This is a genomic window from Aliishimia ponticola (assembly GCF_004803475.1).
GTDB classification, from domain to species: Bacteria; Pseudomonadota; Alphaproteobacteria; order Rhodobacterales; family Rhodobacteraceae; genus Aliishimia; species Aliishimia ponticola.
Genome location: NZ_SRKY01000002.1, coordinates 901,191 through 915,323 on the forward strand (window position 1 = coordinate 901,191; position 14,133 = coordinate 915,323).

Consider the following 14,133-nt stretch of genomic DNA (forward strand, 5'->3'; position numbering starts at 1 on the left):
TTGCGCCTAAGGGGTCGCGCGCGCCGGGGTGGCGGCGTATAAGGCGGCAAATCGCAAAGGAGTCGCTGCCCCATGTCCGGAGAATTGTCGCCCATCGACAAGGCCAAGTTCGTCGCTGCCAAGAAGGCCACGGAATACGTGGAATCGGGAATGCGCGTCGGCATGGGCACAGGATCGACTGCCGCATGGCTGGTACGCTGCCTTGGGGAAATGGTGCGCGACGACGGTCTGCGGATCAAGGGCGTTCCGACCTCCACGCGCACTGCTGAACTGGCGCGCAATGTGGGCATCGAGGTGATCAGCCTTGACGAGGCGAAATGGCTGGACGTGACCATCGACGGGGCCGACGAATTCGACGGCGATCTCAATCTGATCAAGGGTGGCGGCGGCGCGCTGTTGCAGGAAAAGATCGTGGCCACGGCCTCTGACCGGATGGTCGTGATTGCAGATGCCGGCAAGGAGGTCGACGCGCTTGGGGCCTTCCCGCTGCCGATCGAGGTGATCCCCTTTGGCTGGCAGACCACGCAAGCGCTTGTCGAGGAAACGCTGGTGTCGATGGATGTGCTGGGGCGCAATTCCAGCCTGCGGATGAATGGCGACGCGCCTTTCGTCACGGATGAGGGCAATCACATCCTTGATCTGCATCTCAACCGCATCGGCAATCCGCGCCAACTGGCCTTGGTATTGAACCAGATGCCGGGCGTGGTGGAAAACGGTCTGTTCATCGACATCTGCGACAGCGTCGTGGTCGGGCATGGGGATGGCCGCGTCGAAGTGCGCGACATCAATGCCGGTACGGTCGAACAGGATCGGCTGGAATTCGTCGAGACAGACAACCTCTTTGCCGATCTCGACGACTAGGACGCGCAATTGCCGGGGCGGGTGCTCTGGCAAAGGTGCGCGCCGTATGAGATACACGCTCGACCGGAACGACAAAATGGGTTGCCGCCATGGATTTTGACTATGATCTTTTCGTCATCGGTGGAGGGTCCGGCGGTGTGCGCGCCGCCCGTGTCGCCGCCGGTGAGGCCGGGGCCAAGGTCGCCCTAGCAGAAGAAGACCGCTATGGCGGCACCTGCGTGATCCGTGGCTGTGTTCCCAAGAAGCTGATGGTTTTCGCGTCGGAATTCAACGATATGCCCGACCTCGCGCGCTGCTATGGCTGGGACACCAGCGATGGCGTTTTCAATTGGCATGAGTTTAAGGCCAAGCTCGAAGCGGAGCTGGACCGGCTGGAAGGCGTGTATCGCAAACTGCTGGATTCCTCGGGAGTAGAGATGTTCGACCAGCGCGCGCGGCTCAAAGACCCGCATACGGTGGAACTGGCCGATGGTACGACCAAGACGGCGAAACATATCCTGATCGCGGCGGGCGGGCGCCCGGTTCGACCCGATATCCCCAACGCCGAGCTTGGCATCGTATCGGACGATATTTTCCATCTGGAATCCCTGCCGCGCAGCATCCTGATCATCGGCGGCGGATATATCGCCTGCGAATTTGCCTGCATCCTGCACGGGCTTGGCGTGGAAGTGACCCAGTATTACCGGGGCGCGCAGATTTTGCGCGGCTTCGATGAAGAGGCGCGCGGCCTCATCGCCGAAGGGATGCGCGAGCGCGGAATTGACCTGCATGTGGGTACCAACATCGTCGAGATGTGCCTTGAAAACGGCGAGGGGCTGCAAGGCGGGCCGACCGGATCGGATGCGACCATGGGCGCGGATATCCAGCAGTCGGACGAATTGGCGCGCGGCGACACCGCTCCGGAGGCGCAGGCCAGCCGTGGCGGCCCGATCCGGGTGAAATCGACCAATGGGACCGAAAAGGTCTTTGACATGGTTCTTTTCGCCACCGGGCGCAAACCCAATACCGATGATCTGGGGGCCGAAGAGATCGGCGTCGAGCTGGCGCGTGGCGGCGCTGTCGAGGTGAATGAATACAGCCAGACGGCCGTTCCGTCGGTCTATGCGATTGGCGATGTGACGGACCGGGTGAACCTGACGCCGGTGGCCATCCGCGAGGGCATGGCCTTTGTCGATACGGTGTTCCGCGGGACGCCCACGCCGGTCGATCACGATCTGATCCCGTCCGCCGTCTTCACCCAGCCAGAGATGGGCACCGTTGGACTGACCGAGGAAGCCGCACGCGAGCAAGAGCCGGTCGAGGTTTACTGCACTTCGTTCCGGCCCATGCAAACCGCCTTTGCGGGCAAGTCTGACCGGGTGCTGTTCAAATTGATTGTCAGTCAGGAAAGCCGCAAGGTTCTGGGATGTCATATCGTCGCGCCAAACGCGGGCGAGTTGATCCAACTGGCGGGGATCGCGGTCAAAATGGGCGCGACAAAAGAGGATTTTGACCGGACCGTTGCGGTTCACCCGACCATGAGCGAGGAAATGGTGACGATGCGGTCCCCTGTGCGTACGACTTGAAACCCGGGTAAAAACGCACAGCTTAGACACAAATAGCCGCTTCGTGCGGTGCAAGACTTGAGAGGGAAGATCAGCGAATGGCGAGCAATGGGAGCGGCCCTTGGGGCGGCGGTGGAAATTCGGGCGGGTCGGGCGGTGGCGATGACCGTGGACGCGGTGGCAACGGGGGCGGCGGAGGACGACGTCCCGGCGGACCCGATGGCCCGCAGATTCCGGAGATCGACGAGCTTGTCAAAAAGGGTCAGGAACAATTGCGCGTCCTGATGGGCGGCCGTGACAACAGTGACCGCTCCGGCGGTGGTGGCGGCGGCGGCGGTCGTGGCGAGACGCCTCCGTTCTTCACGCGCGGCACCTTGCTTTTGGGCGGCGTTGCGGCAGTCTTCCTGTGGGGCTTTGCTAGCTTTTACACGGTCGCGCCGGAAGAGCAGTCGGTCGAACTGTTCCTTGGTGAATTCAGCCAGGTGGGCAATCCGGGTCTGAACTTCGCCCCATGGCCTTTCGTGACGGCAGAAGTGCTGCCGGTGACGCGCGAACAGACCGAAGAGCTTGGCGCGGGTTCGGGCGGGCGCAGCTCTGAAGGGCTGATGCTGACCACGGATGAAAACATCATCGACATCGACTTCCAGGTGGTTTGGAACATCTCCGACCCTGCGAAGTTCCTGTTCAACCTTGCAGAGCCGCAGGAAACCATTTCCGCGGTCAGCGAGTCGGCGATGCGCGAAGTGATCGCGCGCCGGGAACTGGCCCCGATCCTCAACCGTGACCGGGAGGTCGTGAAGGACGAGGCGATGACGCTGATCCAAAGCACGCTGGACGCTTATGACAGCGGCGTGAATATCGTGCGTCTCAACCTCGACAAGGCGGACCCGCCGGGCGAAGTAATCGACAGCTTCCGCGAAGTGCAGGCCGCCGAGCAGGAGCGTGACCGCCTGGAACGTCAGGCGGATGCCTATGCCAACAGGGTGACGGCGGGTGCGCGCGGTGAAGCTGCGCAGCTTTTGGAAGAGGCCGAAGCCTACCGGGCGCAGGTCGTGAACGAAGCCTTGGGTGAGGCGTCGCGCTTTGGTGCGGTTCTGGCTGAATATGCCAAAGCGCCGGAAGTGACACGCAAGCGTCTTTACCTTGAAACCATGGAACAAGTGTTGGGCCGCGTGGACAAGATCATCCTGGACGAAAATAGCGGCGAAAGTCAGGGCGTCGTGCCTTACCTGCCGCTGAACGAACTGCGTCGCTCGGGAGGGTCCAACTGATGCGTTATGTATTGATCCTCGTGGCCGTCGCCATTGTCGGCCTGTTGTCGTCGATCTTCATCGTGGACGAGCGTGAAAAGGCGCTGGTCCTGCAATTCGGGCAGATTGTCCGCGTCAAGGAAGACCCGGGTCTGGGTTTCAAGATCCCGCTGGTTCAGGAAGTCGTCAAATATGATGACCGGATCCTGTCGCTGGACACGCAAGCCACCGAAGTCACGCCTTCGGACGGTCGTCGTTTGGTGGTTGACGCCTTCGCACGTTACCGGATTTCCGATGTGGTCCAGTTCCGTCAGGCCGTGGGCGTTGGCGGTTTGCGTACCGCCGAGGACCGGCTGGAAGGCATTCTCAACCCCGATATCCGCGAAGTTCTGGGTGCCGATGGCGTAACCTCTTCGACCATCCTGTCCGCCGACCGGGCCGAGCTTATGGCGCGGATCACCGCACGGGCGCGGGCACGGGCACGGCCCCTTGGGCTTGAGGTCATCGACGTGCGTCTGAAGCAGACAAACCTGCCGGAGCAGAACCTTGACGCCACCTTCGCCCGGATGCGGGCGGAACGGGAACGTGAAGCGGCCGACGAGATCGCGCGCGGTAACGAAGCGGCGCAGCGGGTTCGGGCACAAGCGGATCGGACCGTGGTGGAACTGACCTCCGAGGCGGCGCGCTCTGCCGAGGTCGTGCGCGGTGAAGCGGATGCGGAACGCAACGGCATCTTCGCCGAAGCCTTCGGCGCGGACCCGGAGTTCTTTGAGTTCTATCGGTCGCTCACCGCCTATCAACGTGCGCTCAACGGCGACAACTCGACGATGGTTCTGAGCCCCGATAGCGAATTCTTCAATTACCTGAAGTCGGATCAGGGCGCGGAATGAGTCTGCTGCTCCTGTCCATCGGGATGGTGTGTATTGTAGAGGGGCTGGCCTATGCGCTGGCCCCTTCGCTTGTGGAGCGTATGCTGGAAGCGCTGCGCAGTTTGCCGCAAAGCGCGGTGCGGCAGATCGGCCTGCTGGCGGTGGTCAGCGGCCTCATCCTTGTTTGGGGCGCGTATCAGCTTGGGTTGTGAGCCGCAGGCTGCGCGATTCTGCTGGGCAGCCCTTCCGCAAACATTCGTTTCACGGAACTGTCACGTGGAGTTGAAAGGCTGAGAGTGAATCCCATCTTTAATGTTGCATGTAAGCCGCACTAGATGCACCCTGCGCGCGGGCGATGCGCGCATAGAATAACATAGGCCCAAGCGCCGCGAGTCAGAAGAATTCAGGAGCTTTGAGAATGAAGCCACAGGCGATTTCGATCCCACGTCCCACCCCCCAGTTGCAGGTCATGCGTTTGATGTGGCTCGGTTTTCTGGCGACCCTTCTACTGCTGGCCCAAGTTCTCAGCGCAGCCGCACGGCCCGAAAGCCTCGCGCCGCTGGCCGAGAAAATCAGCCCCGCGGTGGTGAACATCACGACCTCTACGGTCGTCGAAGGACGCACCGGGCCGCAGGGCATCGTGCCCGAAGGCTCGCCGTTCGAAGATTTCTTCCGCGAATTCCAGGACCGCAATGGCGAGGGCGAGCGTCCGCGCCGGTCCTCTGCATTGGGGTCCGGCTTCGTCATTTCCGAGGATGGCTTTGTGGTCACGAATAACCACGTGATCGAAGGGGCGGATGAAATCCTGATCGAATTCTTCCCCGGCGATGGTCAGCCGACGGAAAAGCTGCCGGCCAAGGTGATCGGCACGGATCCGAACACGGATATCGCGCTGCTGAAGGTCGAAGCGGAACAGCCGCTGAAATTCGTTCCCTTTGGCGATAGCGATCTGGCCCGCGTGGGTGATTGGGTCATCGCCATGGGCAACCCGCTGGGGCAGGGCTTTTCGGTATCTGCCGGGATCGTGTCGGCCCGTAACCGCGCGCTCAGCGGCACCTATGACGACTACATCCAGACCGACGCGGCGATCAACCGGGGCAACTCTGGCGGGCCGCTGTTCAACATGGATGGTGAAGTGATCGGTGTGAACACCGCGATCCTGTCGCCCAATGGCGGCTCCATCGGGATCGGCTTTTCCATGGCGTCGAACGTTGTCACCAAGGTCGTGGCGCAGCTGAAAGAATTCGGCGAAACCCGCCGTGGCTGGCTGGGCGTGCGCATTCAGGATGTCAGCCCAGACATGGTCGAAGCGATCGAAGGGCTGACCTCGGCCAAGGGGGCGATCGTCACGGATGTGCCGGATGGTCCTGCGAAGGATGCCGGGATGAAGGTCGAAGACGTGATCATGTCCTTTGATGGGCGCGAAGTCGAAGACACGCGGGATCTTGTCCGCAAGGTCGGGAACGCGGCGGTTGGCAAAACCGTGCGTGTCGTGGTGCTGCGCGGCGGCAAGACCGAAACGCTGAAAGTGACGCTGGGACGCCGGGAAGAAGCCGAAGGCGCTGTGCCCGCCGCGGCGACACCGGGCGAAGAGGCAGAGCCAGAGACCAAGGATATTCTTGGCCTTACCCTCAGCCCGCTGACCAACGAGCTGCGCGAACAGCTTGGCGCCGATGACAAGCAAATCGGACTGGCCGTGACGGATGTGGACGAAACATCCGAAGCCTATGAAAAAGGTCTGCGTGCCGGGGACATCATCACCGAAGCGGGCCAGCAGAAGGTAGAAACCCTGGAGGTGCTCGAAGAGCGTATCGCGGAAGCGAAAGAAGCCGGGCGCAAGTCGCTGCTGCTGCTGGTGCGCCGTGGCGGTGATCCGCGCTTCGTGGCGCTGGGTCTGGAATCCGACGCAGACTGACCTATCGATGAAAACTTGAATGCGGGGCGTGGGGAAACCTGCGCCCCTTTTCTTTTGGGCGGGCGGCGGCGGCGTTATGCGGGCTTTGCCGGTTGGGCGACAGCCCAAAGCCCCAGCTTGCGCGCCCCGTCGATGGTCAGGTTGCCCGGGTCGATCGTTTTGATCCCGGCCTCGGTCTGGAACCGCGCCACCGCCGCGCGCGTGGCATCATCATAAACGCCCGTGTCGGGGCCATCATACAGATTGCGCAAGGCCAGCGCGCGTTGCACGGATGCGACGAATTCCGGGGTCAGATCGGTGGTGCAGGCAATTTGCACCCAATCGATGTGGCGGTCTTCCTCGACGATGATATGCGTCTGGCTGCGATAAATGGGCGGGGCCTGTACCGTGCCTTCGGACGACATCTGCGCGGGCTGGACCAGCACGTCTTCCGTCACCGATCTGACGCGCGCGGGCGTTTCCGTCTTGTCCCAGCAGGTGCCGGGGGCGGCGTCCTGCGGTGCGGCGCCGCTCGGCGTGAAAAGTTTTTGTGTGGTTTCCCGCGTGGCGGGGGCGTCGCCGGGCGTGCAGCCAGCGATTGCCAATACGGCAAGAAGAGAAGCGATGGTGCGCATGACTGCTCTGGCCTTGTGTCGTGCCTCTTGTCGGGCAAGGTTCGCGTGGAGAGTAACCGCGCGGTCATCCTTTGACCAGTTAAAGCTTTGGCGCGTCACGGCCCGGCGGCAAGGCTCAACTGCGGCTGTCCCATGTCTCTGTGCGGCCGAGGGCGGGCATGGCATGAGGCAGCGCCTGCCGGGGGTCCGGGGCGACCAGCCGATCCAGCATGAACGAGATATCCTCGATCTCTTCGGCCAGCACATGGGTGACGGAATGGGCGCGCTGCATCCGGCCCGTCACGCGCAGCATCCGACCAGAGATCACCGCCCGCCGAAACTTTTCATACATCGCGCGCCAGACGATCACATTGACCACGCCGGTTTCATCCTCAAGCGTCAGAAAAATCACGCCTTTGGCCGTGCCGGGACGCTGGCGCAGAATGACAAGCCCGGCCACGCTCACCCGCGCTCCGTCTGAGGGCAGGGCCAGCTGATCCGCCCGCAGACAGGCCGGCGGGCGCGGCCATGCGCCGCGGGAAGACGAAGAGGGGACAAGTTTCATGAGAACAAGAATAGAACATCTATGGCCCGTCGCAAGCCTGTGACGCCAGAGTGTCGCAAAAGGGCTGGCAGGGCCGGAGCAAGCCCACTAGGTATATCCCGGATAACTCGGCACGAAGAGGGCAAGCATGGCCAAGATCACCTATATTGAGCATAACGGCACCGAACATGTCGTGGACGTCGCCAACGGTCTGACCGTGATGGAAGGCGCACGTGACAACAATATTCCGGGCATCGAAGCCGATTGCGGCGGGGCCTGTGCCTGTTCCACCTGCCATGTCTATGTCGATCCGGCATGGGTCGAAAAGCTCCCGGCCAAGGACGACATGGAAGAAGATATGCTCGACTTCGCGTTCGAACCCGATCCGGCAACCTCGCGCCTGACCTGCCAGATCAAGGTGACCGACGCGTTGGACGGCCTCGTGGTCAAAATGCCCGAAAAGCAGATATGATACCGGCCAAGGCGCCGCGACAGCCCGCGCGCCTGTGGCCACGTCTGGCTCGCGGCGGGCTGATGGGTCTGTGCCTGTGGCTCTCCGGCGCTGGCACGGGCCTCGCCCAATCCTGGCAGGCAGAGCATCTGGTGACGGCCGACTACGCAGAGCCGACAGATCGCTATCCGCATGGGGTTCTTGGCGACACGATCGAATACGGTGCACTGACGCTCCACTATTCAGCGGGGCCGGCCATCACGATCCGACTCCCGCAAACCCGCGTCTTCGAAGATATCGCGCCCCGCATTGTCGATGTCGATGGCGACCAGAAACCCGAAGCACTGGTGATCGAAAGCCATGCCAACGAGGGGGCGCGTCTCGCAATCTACAATGGCGACGGGCTGATGGCGGCAACGCCCTATATCGGCACCCGGTTCCGCTGGCTCGCCCCCATCGGCACAGGCGATCTTGACGGTGACGGCCATGTGGAAATCGCCTATATTGACCGGCCTCATCTCGCAAAGCGCCTGCGCATCTGGCGCTTCAAGGACGGCGCGCTGCAACAGATCGCCGACAAGGACGGCCTGACCAACCACCGGATCGGAGAGGACTTCATCTCCGGCGGCCTCAGAACCTGCGCAGGCCAACCCGAACTACTGACCGCCAACGCTAACTGGTCCCGGATCATGGCCTCCACATTCGACGGGCACAGCATCACAAGCCGCGATCTCGGACCCTTTGACAAAACGCGCCTCAACGCAGCCCTGAACTGCGAATAACCCTTCATTGTTCGTGAAGTACTCCGGGGGCGCGGGGGCAGAGCCCCCGTAACGGTCGGATCGGCACCGCCGATCCGATACAAGAGTTCAAAGAGCCCGCCAGCCAATGTCGCGGCGGCAAAACCCCTCGGGCCAGTCGATACGGTCAACCATGGCATAGGCCCGGTCGCGCGCTTCGTGCAGTGTGGCCCCGCGCGCGGTTACATTGAGAACGCGCCCCCCGGTGGCCACAATCGCGCCCTCCGCCTCAGCGGTGCCCGCATGGAACACCATGTTGAAGGAATCCGCAGGGCAATCCTCCAGGCCTCTGATCTTGCTGCCTTTCTCATAGGCGCCCGGATACCCTTTCGCGGCCAGGACGACAGTCATCGCATGGTCATCGGCCCAATGGGCCTGCGCTTCGGACAGACGGCCTTCGGCGGCGGCATGCATCAAATCCAGCGCTTGCGCCCCAAGCCGCAGCATCAGGGCCTGACATTCGGGATCGCCGAAGCGGACGTTGTACTCGACCAGGCGTGCACGCCCGTTCTCGATCATCAACCCGGCATAAAGCACACCTTGATAGGGCGTGCCGCGCCGCGCCATCTCTGCCATGGTCGGTTTGATGATCTCGTCCAGCGCCTGTTGCTGCAGCGCGTCGGACAGCACCGGGGCGGGGGAATAGGCGCCCATGCCGCCCGTGTTCAGCCCGGTATCGCCTTCGCCCACTCGTTTGTGATCCTGGGCGGTGCCCACGGGCAGGACATCGGTGCCATCGACCAGCACGAAGAACGACGCCTCTTCGCCCGTCATGAATTCTTCGATCACCACTTCCGCGCCTGCACCGCCAAACGCGCCGCCGAACATGTCGTCGACCGCCGCCAGCGCGGTGGCCTCGTCCATGGCCACGATCACGCCCTTGCCCGCCGCCAAACCGTCGGCCTTGACCACGATGGGCGCGCCATGTGCGCGGATATGGGCCTTTGCCGCGTCAGCATCGGTGAAATGACCGTAAGCGGCTGTCGGTGCATCCGCCGCCGCGCAGATTTCCTTGGTGAAAGCTTTCGAGGCCTCAAGCTGCGCCGCCGCGGCAGAGGGGCCAAACACCAGCACGCCCGCTTCGCGCAGGCGATCGGACACGCCCGCCGCCAGCGGCGCTTCGGGGCCGACGATCACGAAATCGATGCTTTCGGCATGGGCGAACTCGACCACCGCGCCCGGATCTTCGATATCCAGCGATGCGCATTCGGCAATCTGCGCGATGCCCGCATTGCCCGGCGCGACGATCAGCCGGTCGCATTTCGGGTTCTGCTCCACGGCCCAGGCCAGCGAATGCTCGCGGCCACCGCCGCCGAGGATCAGGATGTTCATGCGCGCCCCCTTGGTCTTTGCGTTGCGGCGTTCTAGGCTGAGCGGTGCAGCAGTACAAGGCACCAGACAAGCGACGAGGCGAGGCACGCGGCATGGACCTGATCGACGATCCCGTACCGGGACAAAATACGCCGGAATATACGGTCAGCGAAATCTCCGGCGCGGTAAAGCGCACGCTGGAGGACGAATTCGGCCGAATCCGCGTCAAGGGCGAGGTCGGCCGCGTCGTGCGCGCGCGGTCGGGCCATATGTATTTCGACGTGAAGGACGATCGCAGTTCGCTGGCTTGCACCACGTGGAAAGGGCAGGTCGCGCGACTCGCCGTGGTGCCCGAAGAAGGCATGGAGGTCGTCGTCACCGGACGCATGACCGCCTATGGCGCGCAGTCCAAGTACAATATGAACGTGGACGAGGTCACCGTCGCGGGGCAGGGCGCATTGATGGCGCTTCTGGAAAAGCGCAAGAAGGCGTTGGAGGCAGAGGGCCTCTTTGCCGCAGAGCGCAAGAAGCCGCTGCCGTTCCTGCCCGAGGTGATCGGCGTCGTCACATCGCTGCAGGGGGCCGTGATCCGGGACATCCTGCACCGGTTGCGGGACCGTTTTCCGCGCAAGGTTCTGATCTGGCCCGTCGCCGTGCAGGGCACCAATTGTGCGCCCGAGGTCGAGCGTGCGATCAAGGGCTTCAATGCGATGACACCGGGCGGCGCGTTGCCGCGGCCGGATTTGCTGATCGTGGCACGGGGCGGTGGCTCCATCGAGGATCTTTGGGGCTTCAACGAAGAGATCGTCGCCCGTGCCGCTGCCGCGTCGGAGATTCCGCTGATTTCAGCGGTGGGCCATGAAACCGATACGACCTTGATCGACTTCGTTTCGGACCGGCGCGCGCCGACACCGACCGCCGCTGCGGAAATGGCGGTGCCGGTACGGCTGGACTTGATGGCATGGCTGCGCGAGGCAAATGCCCGGCTTGGGCGCGGTTTGGCGGCGGTTCTGGACCGGCGGGGACAGCGCTTGCAGGACTTGTCGCGGGCCTTGCCCTCTGCCGACCGCCTGCTGGAAGCGCCGCGCCAAAGGCTCGACCGGGCCGATCGGCTTGAGGCGGCGTTGCAATCTGTAGTGCATCGGCGGCGCGGGGCGCTGGCAGAGGCCGGGGCCGGGCTGCGCCCGCAAGTCCTTACGGCAGGGCTGCGTCAACGCCGGGCCGATCTGACGCGGGTGGGCGATAGGCTCCAGCCGGTTCTGGCGGCGCGGGTGGCCCGGCAGTCAGAGCTTTTGAGTGCGAAACTACGCAGTTTCCGTCCGCAAATGCTGGCGCGCGACGTGGCAGAGCGGCGCAAGGCGCTGGAAGACCGCACCGCCCGGCTGGCGGAGAACGGCGCGACCCGGCTTCGGCGCCTGTCCGACCGGCTTGAGGCGCTGGACCGCCTGCGCCAGACGCTGGGCTATGAGGCGACGTTGCAGCGCGGGTATGCGGTGGTCTGGGATGGCGACACGGTCATCACCGGCAAGGCAGCAGCCGAAAAGGCGGACTCGCTGCAAATTCAGTTCGCGGATGGGCGTGTGGAGGTGGGGGGCAAGCCCGCCGCGACGTCGGCGCAGCGCAAAGCCAGCAAGCCGAAACCGCCGGAGCAAGGCAGCCTGTTCTGATCGTGATCTTGATGCCGCGTCAGACGCCGACCTTGGGGCCGAGGCACAGCATCTCTTCGCCCAGATCCTGCGCCTCATACAGTTCCGGCGCATCGGGATTGCCTTCGAACTTGGCGCTAAGCCCGCCAGATTGCAGGAAAAACGTCCAGCATTGCGGATCAAGCCGGTCTTCGTAGACGAAACAGATTTTCTCATCCACCGGATACCAGTGCCCATCCTTGCATTCGCCGTCCAGAAAGGACCAGCGCACCTGACGGTTCTCAAGGTAGATTTCCGCCCCATAGGCGCGGCCCTGCTGCCCGTAAAACAGCGTCTTTCCGGTGACATAGGCTTCGAATTGCGCCGGGCTCATCGGCTCTGCGGCGCGGGTGATCTGGGCGGCGGCCAATAGGGCCATCAGGGCAATCCATCGCATCGCGCTATCATGACTTGAATCGCGCGGCACTGCCAGCCTTCACCGGGCCGGGACACGGAAACCTGATTTCATATCGGAAACGCGCCTCTCCATTTGCCGCGTATTGCGCCGAAAACGGTCGTTTTTCGTCTCTGCTCGCTGCGGCTTGGTTGCTACTCTTTGGCGGACTTCAGCAAGGACTCGCGCATGGCACTGGATGAACGCAAAGGCGTCTGGAAATCGGGCAAAGGCAAGGGCCGGCATACGCCGAAGGGCCGCCAATTGGACGACCGCGCCCATGAAGAGGTTTGCGCGCTTATGCAGGATCGTCCGCGTCGGCGGGATTTGCTGATCGAATTTCTGCACCTGATTCAAGACAGCTATGGCCATTTGTCGGCGACCCATCTGCGCGCATTGGCCGAAGAAATGCGCCTGTCCATGGCAGAGGTATACGAGGTCGCGACGTTCTATGCGCATTTCGACGTGGTCAAGGAGGACGAGGCACCGCCCCCCGCCTTGACGATCCGGGTCTGCGACTCGCTGGCCTGCGAACTTGCCGGGGCCGAACAGCTGCAAGCGGCGCTGGAAGAGGGGCTCGATCCGGCCGAGGTGCGGGTGCTGCGCGCGCCCTGCATGGGCCGCTGCGACACGGCCCCGGTGTTGGAACTGGGCCATCACCATATCGACAATGCCACGCCGGAAAAGGTGCGGGCGGCAATCGATTCACAGGATTTCCACGCACATATCCCCAGCTACGAAACCTTCGAAAGCTATTGCAAATCAGGCGGGTACGAGACTCTTCGCACCTTGCGCGCGAAGGGCGACTGGGAGGTCGTGCAAGACACGGTCTTGTCCTCCGGTCTGCGCGGGCTTGGCGGCGCCGGGTTCCCGTCCGGCAAGAAATGGGGCTTCGTGCGGGGCAATGATGGCCCGCGTTACATTGCGGTGAACGGGGATGAGGGCGAGCCGGGGACCTTCAAGGATCGCTTCCACTTGGAGCGCGAGCCTCATACGTTTCTTGAGGGAATGTTGATCGCCGCCTGGGCGGTAGAGGCCGAAACCTGCTTTATCTACATGCGCGACGAATACCCCGCCGTGCTTGAGATTTTGCGCCGCGAAATCAAGGCGCTGGAGGATGCAGGTGTTGTGGATAAGGGCTATATCGACCTGCGGCGCGGCGCGGGGGCCTATATCTGCGGTGAAGAAAGCGCGATGATCGAAAGCATCGAAGGCAAGCGTGGTCTGCCGCGTCATCGTCCGCCTTTCGTGGCGCAGGTCGGTATCTTTGGCCGTCCGACGCTCGTCCACAATGTCGAAACGCTTTACTGGGTGGCCAAGATCTGCCGCGAAGGGCCGGACATCCTGTCGGGCGTCGAAAAGAACGGGCGAACCGGGCTGCGCAACTTCTCAGTCTCGGGGCGTGTGAAAGCGCCGGGCGTCTATCTGCTGCCTGCCGGGTCGACGATGGAAGACATCATCGAGGCCGCAGGCGGGATGCTGGACGGGCACAGGTTCAAGGCCTACCAACCGGGCGGGCCGTCTGCCGGTCTGTTGCCAGCCTCCATGGCGGATATCCCGATGGATTTCGATGTTTTGCAGGAACATGGCACGTTCATCGGTTCGGCGGCGATCGTGGTCCTGTCGGACAAGGATTCGGCGCGGGATGCGGCGTTGAACATGCTGCGCTTTTTCGAGGACGAAAGCTGCGGCCAGTGTACGCCCTGCCGTGTGGGCTGCGAGAAGGCGGTCAAGCTGATGCAGGCGGACCGCTGGGACCAGCCGCTTTTGGAAGAGCTGTGCAGCGCGATGGCCGATGCGTCGATTTGCGGGTTGGGGCAGGCGGCACCGAACCCGATCCGCCTGACGATGAAGCATTTCCCGGACGAAGTGTGACGGGGACGGCCCGCGCCCGTGTTGCGCGGGCTTTTATCTTC

The 14,133-nt window shown here is 63.0% G+C and carries 14 protein-coding genes; 10 read left to right on the top strand and 4 right to left on the bottom strand.

The window, feature by feature from the left end; translation table 11 throughout:
* Positions 1 to 72 precede the first annotated feature (72 nt).
* From rpiA to E4Z66_RS10740, 6 genes are all read left to right on the top strand, one after another.
* The gene (gene rpiA / locus E4Z66_RS10715) at positions 73 to 861 is read left to right on the top strand and encodes a ribose-5-phosphate isomerase RpiA (protein ID WP_136462971.1); all 789 of its coding nucleotides are present in this window, start codon (positions 73 to 75) and stop codon (positions 859 to 861) included.
* 89 nt (positions 862 to 950) lie between these two features.
* Positions 951 to 2,426 carry an FAD-dependent oxidoreductase gene (locus tag E4Z66_RS10720; protein WP_136462972.1) on the top strand — a complete coding sequence of 492 codons (1,476 nt, stop codon included), beginning with the start codon at positions 951 to 953 and terminating at the stop codon, positions 2,424 to 2,426.
* 77 nt (positions 2,427 to 2,503) lie between these two features.
* Complete coding sequence (hflK, locus tag E4Z66_RS10725) at positions 2,504 to 3,676, top strand: FtsH protease activity modulator HflK (protein WP_136462973.1); 1,173 nt, start codon at positions 2,504 to 2,506, stop codon at positions 3,674 to 3,676.
* On the top strand, positions 3,676 to 4,545 hold the full coding sequence (gene hflC, locus E4Z66_RS10730; protein ID WP_136462974.1) for a protease modulator HflC: 870 nt from the start codon (positions 3,676 to 3,678) through the stop codon (positions 4,543 to 4,545). Before hflK ends, hflC begins: the two co-directional genes overlap by 1 nt.
* Positions 4,542 to 4,736 carry a DUF2065 domain-containing protein gene (locus tag E4Z66_RS10735; protein ID WP_136462975.1) on the top strand — a complete coding sequence of 65 codons (195 nt, stop codon included), beginning with the start codon at positions 4,542 to 4,544 and terminating at the stop codon, positions 4,734 to 4,736. The genes hflC and E4Z66_RS10735 overlap by 4 nt, the downstream gene beginning before the upstream one ends.
* A gap of 206 nt (positions 4,737 to 4,942) precedes the next feature.
* Positions 4,943 to 6,439, top strand: a complete 1,497-nt coding sequence (locus E4Z66_RS10740) for a Do family serine endopeptidase (protein ID WP_136462976.1) — start codon at positions 4,943 to 4,945, stop codon at positions 6,437 to 6,439.
* A gap of 74 nt (positions 6,440 to 6,513) precedes the next feature.
* Here E4Z66_RS10740 and E4Z66_RS10745 read toward each other — a convergent pair whose 3' ends face one another.
* Together E4Z66_RS10745 and E4Z66_RS10750 are read right to left on the bottom strand one after the other, a co-directional pair.
* Positions 6,514 to 7,053 (bottom strand): peptidoglycan-binding domain-containing protein, encoded by a 540-nt coding sequence (locus tag E4Z66_RS10745; RefSeq protein ID WP_136462977.1) that lies wholly within the window; start codon positions 7,051 to 7,053, stop codon positions 6,514 to 6,516.
* Positions 7,054 to 7,168: 115 nt separating this feature from the next.
* A complete protein-coding gene (locus tag E4Z66_RS10750) occupies positions 7,169 to 7,597 on the bottom strand; it encodes an OB-fold nucleic acid binding domain-containing protein (RefSeq protein WP_136462978.1) in 429 nt (142 codons plus the stop codon).
* Between the two features lie 127 nt (positions 7,598 to 7,724).
* On the opposite strand from E4Z66_RS10750, the gene E4Z66_RS10755 reads away from it, so the two are divergent.
* Both E4Z66_RS10755 and E4Z66_RS10760 read left to right on the top strand, forming a co-directional pair.
* On the top strand, positions 7,725 to 8,048 hold the full coding sequence (locus E4Z66_RS10755) for a 2Fe-2S iron-sulfur cluster-binding protein (RefSeq protein ID WP_136462979.1): 324 nt from the start codon (positions 7,725 to 7,727) through the stop codon (positions 8,046 to 8,048).
* On the top strand, positions 8,045 to 8,809 hold the full coding sequence (locus E4Z66_RS10760) for an FG-GAP repeat domain-containing protein (RefSeq protein WP_246035968.1): 765 nt from the start codon (positions 8,045 to 8,047) through the stop codon (positions 8,807 to 8,809). The genes E4Z66_RS10755 and E4Z66_RS10760 overlap by 4 nt, the downstream gene beginning before the upstream one ends.
* Positions 8,810 to 8,896: 87 nt before the next feature.
* On the opposite strand, the gene purD is transcribed toward E4Z66_RS10760, so the two are convergent.
* Positions 8,897 to 10,159, bottom strand: a complete 1,263-nt coding sequence (purD, locus tag E4Z66_RS10765; protein ID WP_136462980.1) for a phosphoribosylamine--glycine ligase — start codon at positions 10,157 to 10,159, stop codon at positions 8,897 to 8,899.
* 92 nt (positions 10,160 to 10,251) lie between these two features.
* Here purD and xseA point away from each other — a divergent pair, with 92 nt between their 5' ends.
* Positions 10,252 to 11,805, top strand: a complete 1,554-nt coding sequence (xseA, locus tag E4Z66_RS10770; protein WP_136462981.1) for an exodeoxyribonuclease VII large subunit — start codon at positions 10,252 to 10,254, stop codon at positions 11,803 to 11,805.
* A gap of 19 nt (positions 11,806 to 11,824) precedes the next feature.
* On the opposite strand, the gene E4Z66_RS10775 is transcribed toward xseA, so the two are convergent.
* Positions 11,825 to 12,220, bottom strand: coding sequence for a hypothetical protein (locus tag E4Z66_RS10775; protein WP_136462982.1), 396 nt, complete (start codon positions 12,218 to 12,220; stop codon positions 11,825 to 11,827).
* Positions 12,221 to 12,406: 186 nt separating this feature from the next.
* Here E4Z66_RS10775 and E4Z66_RS10780 point away from each other — a divergent pair, with 186 nt between their 5' ends.
* Positions 12,407 to 14,092 carry an NAD(P)H-dependent oxidoreductase subunit E gene (locus E4Z66_RS10780; RefSeq protein ID WP_136462983.1) on the top strand — a complete coding sequence of 562 codons (1,686 nt, stop codon included), beginning with the start codon at positions 12,407 to 12,409 and terminating at the stop codon, positions 14,090 to 14,092.
* Positions 14,093 to 14,133: the final 41 nt, after the last annotated feature.

What these genes read in the sequence shown, in the direction of transcription:
- rpiA (WP_136462971.1), top strand. Translation starts at nt 73, where the DNA reads ATGTCCGGAGAATTGTCGCCCATCGACAAGGCCAAGTTCGTCGCTGCC.
- E4Z66_RS10720 (WP_136462972.1), top strand. Translation starts at nt 951, where the DNA reads ATGGATTTTGACTATGATCTTTTCGTCATCGGTGGAGGGTCCGGCGGT.
- hflK (WP_136462973.1), top strand. Translation starts at nt 2,504, where the DNA reads ATGGCGAGCAATGGGAGCGGCCCTTGGGGCGGCGGTGGAAATTCGGGC.
- hflC (WP_136462974.1), top strand. Translation starts at nt 3,676, where the DNA reads ATGCGTTATGTATTGATCCTCGTGGCCGTCGCCATTGTCGGCCTGTTG.
- E4Z66_RS10735 (WP_136462975.1), top strand. Translation starts at nt 4,542, where the DNA reads ATGAGTCTGCTGCTCCTGTCCATCGGGATGGTGTGTATTGTAGAGGGG.
- E4Z66_RS10740 (WP_136462976.1), top strand. Translation starts at nt 4,943, where the DNA reads ATGAAGCCACAGGCGATTTCGATCCCACGTCCCACCCCCCAGTTGCAG.
- E4Z66_RS10745 (WP_136462977.1), bottom strand. Translation starts at nt 7,053, where the DNA reads ATGCGCACCATCGCTTCTCTTCTTGCCGTATTGGCAATCGCTGGCTGC.
- E4Z66_RS10750 (WP_136462978.1), bottom strand. Translation starts at nt 7,597, where the DNA reads ATGAAACTTGTCCCCTCTTCGTCTTCCCGCGGCGCATGGCCGCGCCCG.
- E4Z66_RS10755 (WP_136462979.1), top strand. Translation starts at nt 7,725, where the DNA reads ATGGCCAAGATCACCTATATTGAGCATAACGGCACCGAACATGTCGTG.
- E4Z66_RS10760 (WP_246035968.1), top strand. Translation starts at nt 8,045, where the DNA reads ATGATACCGGCCAAGGCGCCGCGACAGCCCGCGCGCCTGTGGCCACGT.
- purD (WP_136462980.1), bottom strand. Translation starts at nt 10,159, where the DNA reads ATGAACATCCTGATCCTCGGCGGCGGTGGCCGCGAGCATTCGCTGGCC.
- xseA (WP_136462981.1), top strand. Translation starts at nt 10,252, where the DNA reads ATGGACCTGATCGACGATCCCGTACCGGGACAAAATACGCCGGAATAT.
- E4Z66_RS10775 (WP_136462982.1), bottom strand. Translation starts at nt 12,220, where the DNA reads ATGCGATGGATTGCCCTGATGGCCCTATTGGCCGCCGCCCAGATCACC.
- E4Z66_RS10780 (WP_136462983.1), top strand. Translation starts at nt 12,407, where the DNA reads ATGGCACTGGATGAACGCAAAGGCGTCTGGAAATCGGGCAAAGGCAAG.